Consider the following 14,916-nt stretch of genomic DNA (forward strand, 5'->3'; position numbering starts at 1 on the left):
AGCACCAAGCACTGAGCACTGAGAACTGAGCACCGAGGGGCAGCATGACCACCGTCAACGGCGACATAGCGTTCTGGTACGCGCAGACCGGCATCCCCACCCCGCGCGGGGCGCTGCCGGGCGACGCGACAGCCGATGTGTGCATCGTCGGCGGTGGTTACACCGGCCTGTGGACGGCGTACTACCTGAAGAAGGCCCTGCCCTCGCTGCGGATCACCGTGCTGGAGCAGCAGTTCTGCGGCTACGGCGCGTCGGGCCGCAACGGCGGCTGGCTCTACAACGGCATCGCCGGCCGCGACCGCTACGCCGCGCTGCACGGCCACCAGGCCGCCGTGGCGCTGCAGCAGGCGATGAACCGGACCGTGGACGAGGTGGTCCAGGTCGCCGCCGCGGAGGGCATCGAGGCGGACGTCCACCAGGGCGGGGTGCTGGAGGTGGCCTACACCCCCGCCCAACTCGCCCGTCTTGAGGCCTTCCACCGGACCGAGGTCAGCTTCGGCGAGCACGACCGGCTGCTGCTGGACGCGAGCGAGTCGGCCCAGCGGATCCAGGTCGCCGGCACCCTCGGCGGCGCCTGGAGCCCGCACGGCGCCCGGATCCACCCGGTGAAACTGCTGCAGGGCCTGGCGCGCGTCGTCGAAGGCCTCGGGGTGCGGATCCACGAGTCGACCACCGTCACCGAGATCGGCCCGCAGCGCGCGGTCACCGCGCACGGGACCGTCCGCGCCCCCTACGTGCTGCGCTGCACCGAGGGCTTCACCGCCTCGCTCAAGGGCCAGAAGCGGACCTGGCTGCCGATGAACTCCTCCATGATCGTGACCGAGCCGCTGCCGCAGCACGTCTGGGACGCGATCGGCTGGCAGGGCCGCGAGGCCCTCGGCGACATGGCGCACGCCTACATGTACGCCCAGCGCACCGCCGACGACCGGATCGCGATCGGCGGGCGCGGCGTCCCGTACCGCTTCGGCTCGCGCACCGACAACGACGGGCGCACCCAGGACGCCACCATCCGGGCGCTGCGGGAGATCCTGGTCCGCTTCTTCCCCGCGACGGCCGACGCGGCGATCGACCACGCGTGGTCCGGCGTGCTCGGGGTCCCGCGCGACTGGTGCGCCGCGGTGGAGCTGAACCGCGCCACCGGCCTGGGCTGGGCCGGCGGCTACGTCGGCAGCGGGGTGGGGGCGGCGAACCTGGCCGCCCGCACCCTGCGCGACCTCGTCCTCGCGGACTCCGGCGAGGGCGGCGCCACCGAACTGACCGCCCTCCCCTGGGTCGGCCACCCCGTGCGCCGCTGGGAGCCGGAGCCCCTGCGCTGGATCGGCGTCCACGGCCTCTACTCCGTCTACCGCGGCGCCGACCGCCGCGAACTGGCCAACGCCAGCCCCACCAGCGACCGCGCGGCCCGCCTCGCCGACCGCGTCTCTGGCCGCTGAAGGACAGACATCGGTCAGAAGCGGATCACATTGCGGTCGAGCGGGAGTTCGTCCGTGTGCGGACCCGCGAAGGGCGACTCGTCGACGGGCAGCACTCCGGTGGGCCGCAGGCCCAGATTGTCGTCCCAGATCCGCGGCGCGACGTGGCCCAGGATGTCGAAGGAGCGGAAGGTGTACGGCGGGCTGTCGGTCGGGAAGAACTCGCGGGTCGTCATCACCTGGAAGTGCAGGTGCGGGGTGGTCGAGTTGCCGCTGTTGCCGATCAGCCCGAGGATCTGGCCGGGCTCGACGCGGTCGCCCTCGTGCACGGTCAGGCTGCCGTCCTCCAGGTGGGCGTAGAGCAGGTACTGGCCCGGTGCGACCTCCAGGGTGATGTGGTTGCCGACGGTGTCCTGGATCGGCGGCACGGTCGGCGGGACCGGCGGCGGGTTGTCCGCGAGGCCGTCCTGCACCTCCACCACCTTGGCGCGGGCCGCGGCGACCACCGGCTGCCTGAAGCTCAGGTAGCTGTCCAGTCGGCTCGGATCGCCCTCCCAGGTCTGGTTGTGGTCCCCGACCCGGAACCAGTCGATGGCGAAGCGCTGGGGGACGTAGAGCCCGCCGTTGATCGGCGCCAGGCCGCGCCGGTGGTGGGTGTTGCCGCAGCAACTCTCGCTGGCGTACCAACTCCCCGGCTGCACCGGCGAGTCGAGCTGCAGGGGTGCCGTACGCGAGAGCGGCGTACGGGCGACGGTCTCCTCGAACGCCGCCGGGCCGGACGGCGCCAGGACGGCGCCGGTCAGGTGGTGCTCCAGCTCCGCGGGGACGGCCTCGGCCGGATCGAGCGCCAGGTCGAGCCAGATCACCCACTGCTCGGAGCTCGCGACGACCGGCACGGCGACCGGCACGGCGACCTGCCGCGCGGCGTCCGTCCCCTCGCCCGGCAGCGGGACGCCGATCGGGTTGGCGGCCGCGGCCAGCGCGTCGCCGCTCAGCGACCCGATGACCCGCTTGGTCCGCGCGTCCTGGACCTCGATGCTGTCGATCCGCACCGGGGTCTGGCGGCCCAGGGCATTGGTGGTGAACAGCTCGTAGGAGAGGTGGACCTTGCCGTCGGAGGCGTTGAACGGCGCGGGTCGGGTGATCGTCGAGGCCGTCAGCGGCGTGAACTGCGTGCTCGGCGGCAGCGCGCGCGGCGCCGCCCCGTACGCGGGCAGCGCGGCCGCGGTCAGCAGCACCGCGCCCAGCGTCGCTCGCAGGGCACCTCGCAGAGTCACTCGCAGGGCTCCTCGGATCAGCACTCCGCGCGCTCCGCGGGGTCGTCGGTCGTCCCGGTCTGCCATCTGCTCTCTCCTGCTCCTCGTCCAGCGGGCCGGCCCGGCGGACCGGCGCAGCGCCCTCAGGTGAGGCGCTCTCACATGAAAGGCGACGCCGGTCCACCCACCCGCACGGCGCAGCAGCCCACCGGGCAACACCACCCGTCCGGATCCCACCGCCAAGGGCGTACGTCAGGGCTGCGGGACGAGGGCGCCGCGGAAGGTGACCGTGCGGCGCAGGCGGAAGCCCAGCGCCTGGTAGAGCCCGATCGCGCCGGTGTTGTCGGCGGCGGCGTGCAGGAACGGGGTCTCGCCGCGGTCCTGGATCCCGGCTGCGACGGCGCGGATGAGTCGACCGGCCAGGCCCTGGCCGCGGTGGGCGTGGTCGGTGCAGACCGCGCTGATCTCGGTGAAGCCCGGTGGGTGCAACCGCTCCCCCGCCATCGCGATCAGCGCGCCCCCCTCGCGGATGCCCAGGTAGTCGCCGAGCTCGATGGTGCGCGCGAAGAACGGCCCGGGGCGGGCCTGTTCGACCAGCGCGAGGATCTCCGGGACGTCGGCCGGCCCGAGCCGCACCGCGTGCGGGTCGTGCGCGCCGACCACGCGCTCGCCCACCAGCTGCACGCCTTCGACCTCGAACGTCGCCTCCCAGTCGGCCGGCGGCGGAACGGACACGCCGAGGGTCACGGCGTGTCCGCCGGGGCCGAGGAGCGCCGCGACGTCGGCCCAGTCGTCCGCCCGCGGCCGGTCGGGCATCCCGAGGAAGGCCGTCATGTCCGCCGGGTAGCTCAGCAACCGGCCCTGCCGGCGGGCGAAGTGGGCGTGCGGGCCGGTCAGTGCGGCGCGCACCGGATTGTCCAGCGGGTGGGTGGGGTGGGCCGTGGACATCCTGGTTCTCGTTCCGATCTGCGGGGGCGGTTGGTGCCTGAGCTGCTCCGATTCTCGCAAGAGCGCCTGCGGCGCGACGAACCGAGCCCGGCCGCCGCGCGATCGCCCGTTGGGGCAGGACCAGCCGGTCGGCGGCGCGAATGTCCACCCTTAGTCGGTTGACTCGTCACTGACATGCCGTAGGTTCGTACAGGTCCAGACAGGCTATCGGAGGGGACACTTGCGGATGATGGTGCGAATACGGGCAGCGGCGCTGAAGCGGACGGCGGGGGCGGCGATGACCCTCGTTGCCGTGGCGGCGCTGACAGGATCACAGGCGGCCGTCCCCGCCCAGGGTTTGGCGGCACTCCCGACACCGGCCGGGACGCCTGGCACCGCGATGGCGCCCGCCGTCCCGCCGGCCGGCCAGCTGCCGGTGGACGGCGGCGGCACCCTCGCGCTGACCCCGCCGCCGACCGTTCCCGTCCCCCCGACGGGAACTCCGGGTCCGAACGACCCCTTGCTCACGCTGCCGACCGGCTCCGGGGCCTCGCTGCCGGCCACGGTGTTCACGGCGTATCTGCACGCGCAGTCCGTGCTCGCCGTGTCCGAGCCCGGCTGCCACCTGCCGTGGCAGCTGCTCGCGGGGATCGGCCAGGTGGAGTCGGGCCAGGCGGACGGCGGCCGGGTCGACGCCAACGGCACGACGTACACGCCGATCCTCGGCCCGGTGCTGGACGGCAACGGCGTGGCCGCGATTCCGAGCAGCGACGGCGGCAAGTGGGACGGCAGCACGGTGTGGGCCCGCGCCGTCGGCCCGATGCAGTTCCTCCCGTCCACCTGGGCGATCTGGGGCGCCGACGGCAACGGCGACGGCATCGCGGATCCCAACAACATCCACGACGCGGCGCTGGCCGCCGGGCGCTACCTGTGCTCGAGTGGCCGCGATCTCTCCGTTCCGGCGCAGCTGGACCAGGCGATCCTCGGCTACAACGACTCGCAGGACTACCTGCGCACGGTGAAGAGCTGGATGGCGACCTTCCAGTCGGGTGCCACCAGCGCGCCGGACGGTCCGCCCCTGCCGGCCACCCCCGGCACGCCGGGGCCGACGACCGCGCCGACGACCGTCCCCGTTCCGGTCACCCCGGTGGCGCCGCCCACGCCGACGGCGACCCCGCGGCCCGTGCAGCCGACGCCGACCCCCACGCCCACTCCGACCCCCAAGCCGACCCCCACACCCACCGCGACGCCGACGCCGACGCCCACGCCGACGCCCACGCCGACCGGCTGCCCCACCCCGACGCCGACCCCGACGCCCACCGGCACGGGCACCCCGACGCCGACGCCGACCCCCACGCCCACCCCGACCCCGACCCCGACACCCACGGCGACACCCCCCGGCGCGGCGCCCGGCTCGCCGAGCCCGTCCTGCCCCACCCCGTCGGCAACCGTCACGCCGACCGACACGCCCACCCCGACCCCCACGCACTGAGTCCTCACCCGCGCGGCCGCCCCCGTACCCACGGGAGCGGCCGCGTTCGGCTATCCGCTCCGGTCGCGGCGCTGCTGCAACTGGCGGCGGACCGCCCGGGTGGCGATCGGCGGCAGCAGGTCCAGGACGAGTCGCCGGGCCGCCGAGCGCTGCGCGGGCTGCTGCTCGGCCTCGGGCGCCGGCTGCTCGGGCTCGGGCGGCATGAGCTTGGCGATGCCTCGGCCGGAGAGCCGGACCATCCGCTGCCCGGCTATCACGTCCACGTCCATGTTGCAGTCCGGGACGTCGCCGTCCAGCTCCAGCAGCTCGCGCTGCAGCGGCCCGGGGTCGGCCCAGGTGCCGTAGAGCTTCTCGGCGGTGACGCAGATCGGCCGCAGACCGTGCCGGAAGACCGCCTCCCAGGTGGCCGCGGCCACGCCCGGGGTGTGCTGGGAGCGGAAGTCGTCCAGCACGACTATGCCGTCCTTGGCCAGCACGGTGGCGGCGGTCTGGATGTCGGCGGCGACGTGCTCGTAGAGGTGGGAGGCGTCGATGTGCACAAAGCGGCAGCTGTCGACGGCGATCCGGCCGTCCGACAGCACCGAGGTGGGCGCCTGGACGATGGTGGGCAGGGCCGGGTGGAAGGCCAGGTAGTTGCGCTCGAAGGCGACCCGGGTGAGCGTCTCGCGGTAGGACATGGACATCTCGGCGGCGTTGCTGCCGTCCGGCGCCTCGGAATCGAACAGATCGCAGATCGTGAAGGTCTCGCCGGTCTGGAGGTGGCCGCCTATCAGGATGGCGCTGCGCCCCAGGTAGCTGCCCAGCTCCAGCAGGTCGCCGTACATCCCGGCAGCGGTCTGGCGGGCCAGCAGCCAGCCGAAAAGCTGCTGGTCAAGCGGCCAGAACCAGCCCGGGACGTCCTCCAGGGTGCGAGGAAGGGACGGTCCGGGACGGGGGTCGGTGGTGACCACGATGCCTCCTACGCGCAAGCGGATCACTTTCGCTTCAGACCGATGGTAGGGACAACTCGCACACCGCGCGCCCCAGAGTGTCGGCCCGAGTACGCGCAAAAGCGTCGGAGGCACCGCGTGATCGCGGTGCCTCCGACGCTTTTACGGCTTGAGCTCTGGGGCCTTAGGAGAGGCCGGCCTTGACCGAGCAGATCGGCCAGGCGCCGGGGCCCTGGGCGGCCAGCACCTTCTCGCCGACGGAGATCTGCTGGGCCGCGGTGGCCTGGTTGGCCTGCGGCGCGAACTGGGTGCCACCGAAGGCCGCCCAGGTGGAGGAGGTGAACTGCAGGCCGCCGTAGAAGCCATTGCCGCTGTTGATGCTCCAGTTCCCGGTGCTCTCGCACTGCGCGACCTTGTCCCACGTGCTCGCCGGCGCGGCCGACGAGGCGGTGGCCGTGACGAGACCCGCGACCGGCAGCACAGCCAGCGCGCCACCCAGGACGGCGATCCGCACGCGGTTGCGCTTGCGACCGGCGGCGGGGGTGGTGGCGGCAGAAGCGGCGGCGGCGTTCTCGTTACGGAAGGTCATGTGGATCCTCTCGGAAGTACCGGACGCGGGCAGACGGAACCAAGCCCGCAAAGCGGTGTCGTTCGGGGAAGTAACGGCGACTCGTGCTGCTCACCGCTGCAAACGAAGCTACGGAAACCCCCCACAGGCCACAAGACTTCGACCCAAACACCCAGGTCAACGCCCGGTTACCGGCAGTACAGCACGCCCCGAACCCCCGAAAACACCGGCCCGCGACCCACCCCCGGCCCCCGAATGTGGCCGCGGTCACCGCCAACCACCCGTGAGGCCCACCACATTGTCGACCCAGCGTCAGCACCACCTGACGTCACGCTTATATCCGGATAATCCGGACACCCCTCGCGAGTGAAGCAGGCCACATCCTGGCGCCGGAGCCCCGCTGCGCCGAGAGTTGCGGCATGACGACTGATACGAGAGCGATGCTCACGGTGGCGCTGGCGGAGGCCCGGCTCGGCCTGGCCGAGGGCGGTATCCCGATCGGTGCGGCGCTCTTCGGCCCGGACGGCGAGCTGCTGGGCCGCGGCCACAACCGGCGGGTGCAGGACGACGACCCGTCCATGCACGCCGAAACGGCGGCCTTCCGCGCAGCCGGGCGACTGCGCGGCTACCGGCGGACCACCATGGTGACCACGCTCTCGCCCTGCTGGTACTGCAGCGGCCTGGTGCGCCAGTTCGGCATCGGCCGCCTGGTGGTGGGCGAGGCCCGGACCTTCGTGGGCGGCCACGACTGGCTGGCCGAGCACGGCGTACAGGTCACCGTGCTGGACGACGCCGAGTGCGTCGCCCTGATGCGCGACTTCATCACCGCCCGGCCCGAGCTCTGGCACGAGGACATCGGCCGGTAGTAGCGGGTGCCGGATCAGCTACCCGGGGCGGACCAGGCCCGCGTCGTAGGCGGTGATCACGGCCTGGACGCGGTCGCGGGCGCCGATCTTGGCGAGGAGTCGGCTGACGTGGGTCTTGACGGTGGACTCGGAGAGCACCAGGCGTTCGGCGATCTCCCCGTTGGTCAGACCACCCGCGACGGCCACCAGGACTTCGCGCTCGCGCTCGGTGAGGGCCTCGAGGCGGGCGTCGGCGGCGGCACGGGCCTGGTCGTGCGGCAGGCGGTCGGCGAAGGTGTCGAGCAGCCGGCGGGTCAGGGCCGGGGCCACCACCGCGTCACCGGCCGCGACCGCGCGGATTCCGGCGAGCAGCTCGTCCGGCAGGGCGTCCTTGAGCAGGAACCCGCTGGCTCCCGCGCGCAGCGCGCCGTACGCGTACTCGTCCAGGTCGAAGGTGGTCAGCACCAGGACGCGGGAGCGGCCGCCGGCGGCGACGATCCGGCGGGTCGCCTCGATGCCGTCCATGCCGGGCATCCGGATGTCCATCAGCACGACATCGGGGCGCAGCTCGGCGGTCTTGCGGACGGCGTCGGCTCCGTGGTCGGCCTCGCCGACCACGGTGGTGCCCGGGCTGCTGTCGAGCAGCATCCGGAAGCCGAACCGCTGCAGCGGCTGGTCGTCGACGATCAGGACGGTGGTCACGCTCGCTCCTCCTCGCTGGGGGTTTCGGTGCTGGCGGCTGCGGCGGGTGCGGGGAGGGGCAGCTCCGCCCGTACGCTCCAGCCGCCGCCCGCCGGGCGCGGTCCCGCGCTGGCGGTGCCGCCGGAGAGGGCGGCGCGCTCGCGGATGCCGACCAGCCCCTGCCCCTCCCCCTGCTGGGGCGGGTGCGGGTGAGGGTGCGGGTGCCCGTGCGGGTGCCCGAGATGACCCAGCCGGCGGCCGGCGGGTGGGCCCTCGACGGGTCCGGTGTCCTGGACGCTGACCTGCACGGCCTGCGCGCCGGCCCGCACGCTGACCTGCACACTCGTCTGCGGACCGGCGTGCTTGAGGGAGTTGGTCAGCGCCTCCTGCACGATGCGGTAGACGGCGAGCTGCACGCCGGGCGGCAGCGCGGCGGTGTCGCCCGCGGTGCGGTAGGCGACGTGCGGCCCGGCGGCCCGGATCCGCATCAGCAGCGCGTCCAGGTCGGCGATCCCCGGCTGCGGGCTCAGTTCGATCTGCTCGCCCGCGCCGTCCTGGGTCGGGCTCTCGCGCAGGGCGCCGAGCGTGCGGCGCAGTTCGCTCAGAGCCTGCCGACCGGTGCCGGCGATGATCCGCAGGGCCTCGGCGCTGCGCGCGGGGTCACTGGCGGCCAGCGCGGCGCCGCCGTCGGCGAGGCCGATGATGACGGCCAGGTTGTGGCCGACGATGTCGTGCATCTCGCGGGAGACGCGGGCGCGCTCGGCCACGGTGGCGAGTTGGACGCGCTGCTCGCGCTCGATCTCCAGCCGGGTCGCCCGGTCGGCCAGCGCGGCGAGTTGCGCCTTGCGGATGCGCACCGCCAGGCCCAGCGCGATCGCACCGGTCGCCGTGCCGCAGAGGAAGAAGAGGGCGACCAGCGGTTGGCTGATCAGGTTCACCCGGAAGGCCGCCAGCGCGAGCACCCCGAAGGTGGCGCCGGCGGCCCACGGCAGCCGGCGCATCGGCGCGTAGCGGGCCATGCCGTAGAGGGCGATCAGCAGCGCGAGGTCGCTGTGCACGAGCAGGCCGAGCGACCACTGGACGGTGCAGACCGCAAGCACGGCGGCGAAGACGGCGGTGGGGGCCCGGCGGCGCCACACCAGCGGCAGGCCCAGGCCCACCAGCACCGCGAGGACGCCGGGTGTCGGGAGCGACTGGGCGCTGTCGATGACGAGCCCCTGGTCGCCACGGATCAGATCGCCCAGCCCGAGCATCAGCACGGCCGCCGCCAGCAGCGCGTCCAGGCGCCACGGGTGGTCCTGGTCGGCCTGGCGCAGGCGCCGGGCGCGGCGGACCAGGCTGCGGGCCGCCGGGTGCACCCAGAGCGGGTCGGGCTCCGGAGCGGTCGTAGTCATCACGTCGGCAGCACCTGGTTTCCGAAAGGTCCGAAGGTTCCGCAGGGTTCCGAAAAGTCGGAGGCCGCCCCCCACCGTCACTGTACGGCGGTGGGAGGCGGCGGCCGGGGAGGTCGGGCTCCCCTGTCTCTGCAAGGATCAGACGTCGGTCCTGGGCATCAGACGTCGCTGCGGCGCAGCCGCCAGGCGGCGCCGGCCAGCGCGAGGGCGGTCCAGCCGGCGAAGACGGCCAGGCCCGCGCCCGGGGTGAGGGTGTGCGCCGCGTGGGTCAGCGCGAAGATCGAGTCACCCGCGTTGCCCGGCAGGTACGGGCTGATGTCGTCCTTGAGGCCGCTGGGCAGCAGGCCCGCCAGCGCGGGCAGCAGCATCAGCGAGACGACCAGGACGGAGATCCCGCCCGCGACCGAGCGCAGCAGCGCGCCCAGCGCCACGCCCATGACGCCCACCAGGGCCAGGTACGCCCCGGCGCCGAACAGGCAGCGCAGCACGCCGGAGGAGGAGAGGGTGAGCGCGATCGGCGTCCCGTGCAGGTAGCCGGAGCCGATCAGGAAGGCGGCGAAGGCACCGGCGGTGCCCAGCACCAGCGCGACCACGGCGTAGATCGAGGCCTTCGACCAGAGCACCGGCAGCCGGCGCGGTACCGCCGCCAGCGTCGAGCGGATCATGCCGGTGGAGTACTCGCCGGCGGTGATCAGCACGCCGAGCACCCCGAGCGCGAGCTGGGTGAAGCCCATGCCGCCCAGCGCGAAGCCGACGGCGTCCTTGGCGTCGGCGGCCGGGCCGTGCGCGACGACCTGGCCGGGCGAGTAGCTGGCGGAGGCGATCGTGCCGACCAGCACGAGCAGCAGCACGCCGACGCTCAGGGTGATCCAGGTCGATCGCAGCGACCAGAGCTTGGCCCACTCGGCGCGCAGCACGCGCGGCCCGGTGACCTTGAGAGCGGGGCGAGTGGCCGGCGCGGCGGGGGCGGTGAGGGTGCTGAGGGTGCTCATACGGCGCTCCGAACAGAGGAGGTGGCAGCGGAGAGGTCGGCGGCGGAGGCGCTGCCGTGGTACTCGACGCTGTCGCGGGTCAGTTCCATGAAGGCCTCCTCCAAGGAGACGGCCTGCGGGGTGAGTTCGTAGACGGCGATGGCGTGCTCGGCGGCCGTCGCACCGATCTGACGGGCCGTCAGGCCGGTGATCTGCAGCACCTCGGAGCCGGCCTCGCCGCTGATCTCGACGTCCGGGCCGACCAGCAGCTCGCGCAGCCGGGCGGGGTCCGCGCTGGCGACCCGGACGCTGTTGCCGCCCGCGTCCTGCACGAACTGCCGCACGGTGGTGTTGGCGAGCAGCCGGCCGCGGCCGACGATGATCAGGTCGGTGGCGGTCAGCGCCATCTCGCTCATCAGGTGCGAGGAGACGAAGACGGTGCGGCCCTCGGCGGCGAGCCCGGTGAGCAGGTTGCGGATCCACAGCACGCCCTCGGGGTCGAGGCCGTTCACCGGCTCGTCGAGCATGACGGTCTGCGGGTCGCCGAGCAGCGCCGCGGCGATGCCCAGGCGCTGGCCCATGCCCAGCGAGAACGCGCCGGCCCGCTTGCGGGCGACCTGGCCGAGCCCGGCGAGCTCGATCACCTCGACGACCCGGCGGCGCGGGATGCCGTGGGTCAGCGCGAGCGCGTTGAGGTGGTCGAAGGCCGAGCGGCCGGGGTGGATGGACTTGGCCTCGAGCAGCGCGCCGACCTCCTGGAGCGGGGCGTGGTGCTCGGCGTAGCGACGGCCGTTGACGGCGACCGAGCCGCTGGTGGGGGCGTCCAGACCGACGATCATGCGCATCGTGGTGGACTTGCCGGCCCCGTTCGGGCCGAGGAAGCCGGTCACCCGGCCGGGGTGGACGGTGAAGTCCAGGCCGTCCACGGCGGTCTTGTCGCCGTAACGCTTGACCAACCTGTTGATCTCGATCATCGCTGGGCCCTCGGTTCCGGTGAGCTGCGCCTGCCTGTGCCCGGCGCCGTGAGCTCCACTGTAGGAACGGGGAGGGGCTGATCCGGCGGTACCGCGGACGGATTCGGGGGGCTGCGCGTGGTACCGCGGTACTACGCCGCCTGTTCTGCGGGCGGGCTCGCCGCCGCGCTCGTTCTACGCGCGTCACCAAACGTTCACCGCACACCCCCTTCTAGGGATACCGACTGACTGCTGTCATGGGCACACCCATTCAGCAAACGGTCAACTTCCCTGGAGTCACCATGAGTTCACTGCGCGTCAGACTCACGACCACGGCGGCCGCGGTCACCCTCGCCGCCGTACCGCTCGCCCTGGTGACGGCACCGGCCGCGACCGCGCGCGCCGCCACATGGGTGCCGCAGGCGACGGCGACCTGCTCGCAGGCCTACCTGCCGCTCCCCGATCCGACCTGCACCCCCGGCGCGCTCAACCCGAGCGTCACGCAGAGCACCATCGACTCGACCATCTGCGTCTCCGGCTGGACCACCACCGTGCGCCCGCCGACCTCCTACACCAACCGGCTGAAGGCCCAGGGCATCATCGCCTACGGCTACAGCGACACCAACATGTCGGATTACGAGGAGGACCACTTCATACCGCTGGAGCTGGGCGGCTCCCCCACCTCGCCCCTGAACCTCTGGCCGGAGCCGCACGCCAACGTGGGCGGCGGCACCTCGTACAGCAAGGACAGCGTGGAGAACGCGCTCAAGCGCGCGGTCTGCGCCGGCCAGGTCGACCTCGCGCCCGCACAGCAGGCGATCGCCGCGAACTGGACCACCGCACTGGCCACCCTCGGGCTGAGCTGACGCCGACGGCTGCCCTGGCCCGCGGGTCAGGCCAGGTCAATCCCCAGGCCGGACGCCGCGGCGCGTCAAGCCAGAGCGTCTGGCCTGCTCTCTGCCAAGACATCGGCAATGCGGGTCTGGACACCCCACTTGGCGAACCAGCAGCTCAGCGTCCTCTCGTGCACCTCGATGGAAGCCGCTGTCGCTCGGGCCGTCTTGCCTGCCAAGTACAGTGCTACCAGCGTCAGTTGGAGCTCGTCGTGCGGGGCGTCGGTCAGCCGGCGCAGCCGTGTTCGGCGTCCAGGTTGGCCTTGGCCACTCGGCCGCGCAGGGTTTCGCTGCGGTCGGCGGGGCGGATCTGGTCCGGTGTGCGGGTGATCTCGATGCCGCCGCCGGGTGGGCGGAGGTAGAGCTCGCCGTGGCGGTTGTCCATGACGACCAGGATGCGCAGCGACTTGCGGTCGACGACGTAGGAGCCGGTCGGGGGGACGTCGTCGGGGGTGGCGGCGCTGGTGCTGGTGCTGATCATTCGCTCAATTCCTTTCGCACAGCGGGCAGTTCGGCCAGTCCAGTGGGCACGACGACCGTACCGGGGAGAACGCGGCCCGAGCAGCGCGCGTGATCCTTGAGAAAATCGGCGATCGCCTGCACGGTGCGCACATTGCACCCGCCGATCTCGATGTGGACGCCACGCGGGTGGAGGGTGACCCTTCCCCCCTCCAGACCGGGCAGCGGCGGCAGGCCGTTGAGCTCCAACGCGTCCACCAGCGCGTCGACGGCCCGCTGCGCGGCTTCGCGGAGCTCGCGGACCATCCGGGCCTCTTGGGACTCAACTCTGTTGCTTGTCACGGGCGTCCAGTCCCTCAAGGATCAGTTCGGCGATCGCCATGACCACATCCGACCGGGCCCGACCGAGGTCGACCAGGACGGTGCCAGTCAGGGCGGACGCTGGGTCGATGCCGACGGATGGAAGCGGCGACCCTGCACGAGTCAGGGCAGCGGTCAACTTCGTTACTGCGATGCGTGCTTGCTGGTGTTGGGCATGGATATGCCGGCTCAGGATGGACATGAGTCAGTTCCTCTCTGTAGCTATTCGGCTACCAGGAGCTCCAACTGTCCTCTACAGTCAGGGACATCTTCAACCTCCCAAAACAGAAGGAAGAGCGGATCATGAACCGTCGGGAGCTCGACCCGGACTCGTCTCCGCGCGCTGCCTTCGGCGCACAACTCCGCAGCGCACGAGAGGAACGCGGCTGGACGCAGGAACAACTCAGCGAGCGGATGGACTACTCAGCGGTGCATATCTCAGCCGTTGAAACTGGCCGGAAACCTCCAACCATCCGTTTTGCTCAGAAAGCTGACGCTGCGTTCGGTATCGGAACTCAGTTCGTAGATCGGTATCGCGACGTTCGAAGTGCATCCCTGCTCGATGGCTTCGAGGAGTACGCCGCAAAGGAAGCGCTGGCCCGAGAGATCCGCGTATTCGAACTGGGCGTGATCCCTGGACTGCTTCAGACGCCGGAGTACGCGGGGGCACTGGCGGGCGCTGAGGTCAGGCGCGGGACCATCACCCAGGAGGAGGCTGATGAACGAGTCGCATACTTGCTCACTCGGCAACGCCGCCTTGCTCTGCCCACTGCACCGCTAGTACATGCGGTCCTGGACGAAAGTTGCGTACGCCGCACGGTGGGCGGCCGTCACGTGATGGACGGCCAACTCGCCGAGCTGGAGAAGCAAGCCGGCAGGCCGGGCGTGATCCTTCAAGTTGCCCCGTTCCCCATGGGCGAGGACCGACCGTTCGCCCTACCAGTACACCTGCTGACGCTTGCTGATCGAAGCCTGATCGGGTACTCGGAGTCTGAAGGTCAGGGGCACCCACAGCGCAATCCCAACATCCTTACCACCTGGGAGAGGAACTACCATCGGCTACAGGTGGGCGCGCTGTGCGAGACCGCGTCCCTCGAACTCATTCGCGCTGCTCGGAAGGAACTTAGGTGAGTATGGACATGTCCAGCGTCAAGTGGCGGAAATCGACCTACAGCCAGCAAGGCGGCGCGTGCGTAGAGGTAGCCGACGGCCTCCCCGGGGTCACCCCCGTCCGGGACTCCAAGGACCCGTCCGGTCCTGCCCTCGTCTTCCCCGCCAGCGCCTTCGCCGCGTTCGTCGCCGCCGTCAAGGCCGGCGAGTTCGGGACCGTCTGACCGGCGCTGCGTCGGACTGAATCCCCGTCACCAGTACGCACGGTGGCGGGGATTCGGCACATCCGTCACTTCAGTGTGCCGCGTTCACTCCCCTCCCCTCCCCCAGCAGGCGGAACGCCTCCTCGCGTATCTCGACCTTGCGCACCTTGCCCCGTCACCGTCATCGGGAGCGCGTCCACCAGGTGCACGTTGCGCGGGATCTTGTAGTGCGCCAACTTGCCCGCGCAGTAGGCCCGCAGTGACTCCGCCGCGAGCTCCGGCGCACCGGGGCGCTGGCGGATCCAGGCCATCAGCTCCTCGCCGTACTTCTCGTCCGGGACGCCGATCACCTTGGCGTCCAGAACGTCGGGGTGCCGGTAGAGGAACTCCTCGATCTCGCGCGGGTAGATGTTCTCGCCGCCGTGGTCTCCTGGTCGCAGATCCCGACCTGCGTCGGACTCTC

Annotated in this window: 18 protein-coding genes; 6 read left to right on the forward strand and 12 right to left on the reverse strand. The window is 72.0% G+C overall.

Annotated elements, in window-relative coordinates; translation table 11 throughout:
- Window positions 1-44: 44 nt before the first annotated feature.
- Complete coding sequence (locus P3T34_RS04410) at window positions 45-1,433, forward strand: FAD-dependent oxidoreductase (protein WP_280664645.1); 1,389 nt, start codon at window positions 45-47, stop codon at window positions 1,431-1,433.
- Window positions 1,434-1,447: 14 nt separating this feature from the next.
- On the opposite strand, the gene P3T34_RS04415 is transcribed toward P3T34_RS04410, so the two are convergent.
- Together P3T34_RS04415 and P3T34_RS04420 are read right to left on the reverse strand one after the other, a co-directional pair.
- Window positions 1,448-2,689 (reverse strand): M23 family metallopeptidase, encoded by a 1,242-nt coding sequence (locus P3T34_RS04415; RefSeq protein WP_280664646.1) that lies wholly within the window; start codon window positions 2,687-2,689, stop codon window positions 1,448-1,450.
- Between the two features lie 231 nt (window positions 2,690-2,920).
- On the reverse strand, window positions 2,921-3,616 hold the full coding sequence (locus tag P3T34_RS04420; RefSeq protein WP_280664647.1) for a GNAT family N-acetyltransferase: 696 nt from the start codon (window positions 3,614-3,616) through the stop codon (window positions 2,921-2,923).
- 277 nt (window positions 3,617-3,893) lie between these two features.
- Between P3T34_RS04420 and P3T34_RS04425 the strand changes: the two genes are divergently transcribed.
- Window positions 3,894-5,087, forward strand: coding sequence for a lytic transglycosylase domain-containing protein (locus P3T34_RS04425; protein WP_280664648.1), 1,194 nt, complete (start codon window positions 3,894-3,896; stop codon window positions 5,085-5,087).
- A gap of 50 nt (window positions 5,088-5,137) precedes the next feature.
- On the opposite strand, the gene P3T34_RS04430 is transcribed toward P3T34_RS04425, so the two are convergent.
- Complete coding sequence (locus tag P3T34_RS04430) at window positions 5,138-6,037, reverse strand: class I SAM-dependent methyltransferase (RefSeq protein WP_280664649.1); 900 nt, start codon at window positions 6,035-6,037, stop codon at window positions 5,138-5,140.
- Window positions 6,038-6,200: 163 nt separating this feature from the next.
- A complete protein-coding gene (locus P3T34_RS04435; RefSeq protein ID WP_280664650.1) occupies window positions 6,201-6,605 on the reverse strand; it encodes a transglycosylase family protein in 405 nt (134 codons plus the stop codon).
- A 398-nt stretch (window positions 6,606-7,003) separates the two neighbouring features.
- Here P3T34_RS04435 and P3T34_RS04440 point away from each other — a divergent pair, with 398 nt between their 5' ends.
- Window positions 7,004-7,450: a nucleoside deaminase gene (locus tag P3T34_RS04440; RefSeq protein ID WP_280664651.1), complete on the forward strand. Its 447-nt coding sequence runs from the start codon at window positions 7,004-7,006 to the stop codon at window positions 7,448-7,450.
- Window positions 7,451-7,468: 18 nt separating this feature from the next.
- Here the strand turns inward: P3T34_RS04440 and P3T34_RS04445 are convergent, their stop codons facing one another.
- The 4 genes from P3T34_RS04445 to P3T34_RS04460 form a co-directional block, all read right to left on the reverse strand.
- A complete protein-coding gene (locus tag P3T34_RS04445) occupies window positions 7,469-8,131 on the reverse strand; it encodes a response regulator transcription factor (RefSeq protein ID WP_280664652.1) in 663 nt (220 codons plus the stop codon).
- Window positions 8,128-9,504, reverse strand: coding sequence for a histidine kinase (locus P3T34_RS04450; protein WP_280664653.1), 1,377 nt, complete (start codon window positions 9,502-9,504; stop codon window positions 8,128-8,130). The genes P3T34_RS04445 and P3T34_RS04450 overlap by 4 nt, the downstream gene beginning before the upstream one ends.
- Before the next feature lie 158 nt (window positions 9,505-9,662).
- The gene (locus P3T34_RS04455; RefSeq protein WP_280664654.1) at window positions 9,663-10,496 is read right to left on the reverse strand and encodes an ABC transporter permease; all 834 of its coding nucleotides are present in this window, start codon (window positions 10,494-10,496) and stop codon (window positions 9,663-9,665) included.
- Complete coding sequence (locus tag P3T34_RS04460; protein ID WP_280664655.1) at window positions 10,493-11,449, reverse strand: ATP-binding cassette domain-containing protein; 957 nt, start codon at window positions 11,447-11,449, stop codon at window positions 10,493-10,495. The genes P3T34_RS04455 and P3T34_RS04460 overlap by 4 nt, the downstream gene beginning before the upstream one ends.
- A 281-nt stretch (window positions 11,450-11,730) precedes the next feature.
- Here P3T34_RS04460 and P3T34_RS04465 point away from each other — a divergent pair, with 281 nt between their 5' ends.
- The gene (locus P3T34_RS04465) at window positions 11,731-12,294 is read left to right on the forward strand and encodes a hypothetical protein (RefSeq protein ID WP_280664656.1); all 564 of its coding nucleotides are present in this window, start codon (window positions 11,731-11,733) and stop codon (window positions 12,292-12,294) included.
- A 253-nt stretch (window positions 12,295-12,547) separates the two neighbouring features.
- Here the strand turns inward: P3T34_RS04465 and P3T34_RS04470 are convergent, their stop codons facing one another.
- Genes P3T34_RS04470 through P3T34_RS04480 form a run of 3 tightly spaced genes read right to left on the reverse strand, consistent with a single transcriptional unit; the run spans window position 12,548 to window position 13,342 of the window.
- Window positions 12,548-12,802: a hypothetical protein gene (locus tag P3T34_RS04470; RefSeq protein WP_280664657.1), complete on the reverse strand. Its 255-nt coding sequence runs from the start codon at window positions 12,800-12,802 to the stop codon at window positions 12,548-12,550.
- Entirely contained in the window at window positions 12,799-13,086 is a 288-nt protein-coding gene (locus P3T34_RS04475; RefSeq protein ID WP_280664658.1) for a hypothetical protein, read from the reverse strand. Before P3T34_RS04475 ends, P3T34_RS04470 begins: the two co-directional genes overlap by 4 nt.
- A 16-nt stretch (window positions 13,087-13,102) precedes the next feature.
- Window positions 13,103-13,342 carry a hypothetical protein gene (locus P3T34_RS04480; RefSeq protein WP_280664659.1) on the reverse strand — a complete coding sequence of 80 codons (240 nt, stop codon included), beginning with the start codon at window positions 13,340-13,342 and terminating at the stop codon, window positions 13,103-13,105.
- Between the two features lie 101 nt (window positions 13,343-13,443).
- Between P3T34_RS04480 and P3T34_RS04485 the strand changes: the two genes are divergently transcribed.
- Together P3T34_RS04485 and P3T34_RS04490 are read left to right on the forward strand one after the other, a co-directional pair.
- A complete protein-coding gene (locus tag P3T34_RS04485; RefSeq protein ID WP_280664660.1) occupies window positions 13,444-14,271 on the forward strand; it encodes a helix-turn-helix transcriptional regulator in 828 nt (275 codons plus the stop codon).
- A 2-nt stretch (window positions 14,272-14,273) separates the two neighbouring features.
- Window positions 14,274-14,474 (forward strand): DUF397 domain-containing protein, encoded by a 201-nt coding sequence (locus P3T34_RS04490; protein ID WP_280671826.1) that lies wholly within the window; start codon window positions 14,274-14,276, stop codon window positions 14,472-14,474.
- A 65-nt stretch (window positions 14,475-14,539) separates the two neighbouring features.
- On the opposite strand, the gene P3T34_RS04495 is transcribed toward P3T34_RS04490, so the two are convergent.
- A complete protein-coding gene (locus tag P3T34_RS04495) occupies window positions 14,540-14,803 on the reverse strand; it encodes a hypothetical protein (RefSeq protein ID WP_348534618.1) in 264 nt (87 codons plus the stop codon).
- Between the last annotated feature and the right edge of the window lie 113 nt (window positions 14,804-14,916).

The organism is Kitasatospora sp. MAP12-44 (genome assembly GCF_029892095.1).
Taxonomy (GTDB): domain Bacteria; phylum Actinomycetota; class Actinomycetes; order Streptomycetales; family Streptomycetaceae; genus Kitasatospora.

Coding starts and splice junctions, on each gene's coding strand:
- P3T34_RS04480 (WP_280664659.1), bottom strand. CDS start 13,342: ATGTCCATCCTGAGCCGGCATATCCATGCCCAACACCAGCAAGCACGC.
- P3T34_RS04425 (WP_280664648.1), top strand. CDS start 3,894: ATGACCCTCGTTGCCGTGGCGGCGCTGACAGGATCACAGGCGGCCGTC.
- P3T34_RS04435 (WP_280664650.1), bottom strand. CDS start 6,605: ATGACCTTCCGTAACGAGAACGCCGCCGCCGCTTCTGCCGCCACCACC.
- P3T34_RS04475 (WP_280664658.1), bottom strand. CDS start 13,086: ATGGTCCGCGAGCTCCGCGAAGCCGCGCAGCGGGCCGTCGACGCGCTG.
- P3T34_RS04470 (WP_280664657.1), bottom strand. CDS start 12,802: ATGATCAGCACCAGCACCAGCGCCGCCACCCCCGACGACGTCCCCCCG.
- P3T34_RS04420 (WP_280664647.1), bottom strand. CDS start 3,616: ATGTCCACGGCCCACCCCACCCACCCGCTGGACAATCCGGTGCGCGCC.
- P3T34_RS04440 (WP_280664651.1), top strand. CDS start 7,004: ATGACGACTGATACGAGAGCGATGCTCACGGTGGCGCTGGCGGAGGCC.
- P3T34_RS04460 (WP_280664655.1), bottom strand. CDS start 11,449: ATGATCGAGATCAACAGGTTGGTCAAGCGTTACGGCGACAAGACCGCC.
- P3T34_RS04490 (WP_280671826.1), top strand. CDS start 14,274: ATGGACATGTCCAGCGTCAAGTGGCGGAAATCGACCTACAGCCAGCAA.
- P3T34_RS04465 (WP_280664656.1), top strand. CDS start 11,731: ATGAGTTCACTGCGCGTCAGACTCACGACCACGGCGGCCGCGGTCACC.
- P3T34_RS04410 (WP_280664645.1), top strand. CDS start 45: ATGACCACCGTCAACGGCGACATAGCGTTCTGGTACGCGCAGACCGGC.
- P3T34_RS04450 (WP_280664653.1), bottom strand. CDS start 9,504: ATGACTACGACCGCTCCGGAGCCCGACCCGCTCTGGGTGCACCCGGCG.
- P3T34_RS04455 (WP_280664654.1), bottom strand. CDS start 10,496: ATGAGCACCCTCAGCACCCTCACCGCCCCCGCCGCGCCGGCCACTCGC.
- P3T34_RS04485 (WP_280664660.1), top strand. CDS start 13,444: ATGAACCGTCGGGAGCTCGACCCGGACTCGTCTCCGCGCGCTGCCTTC.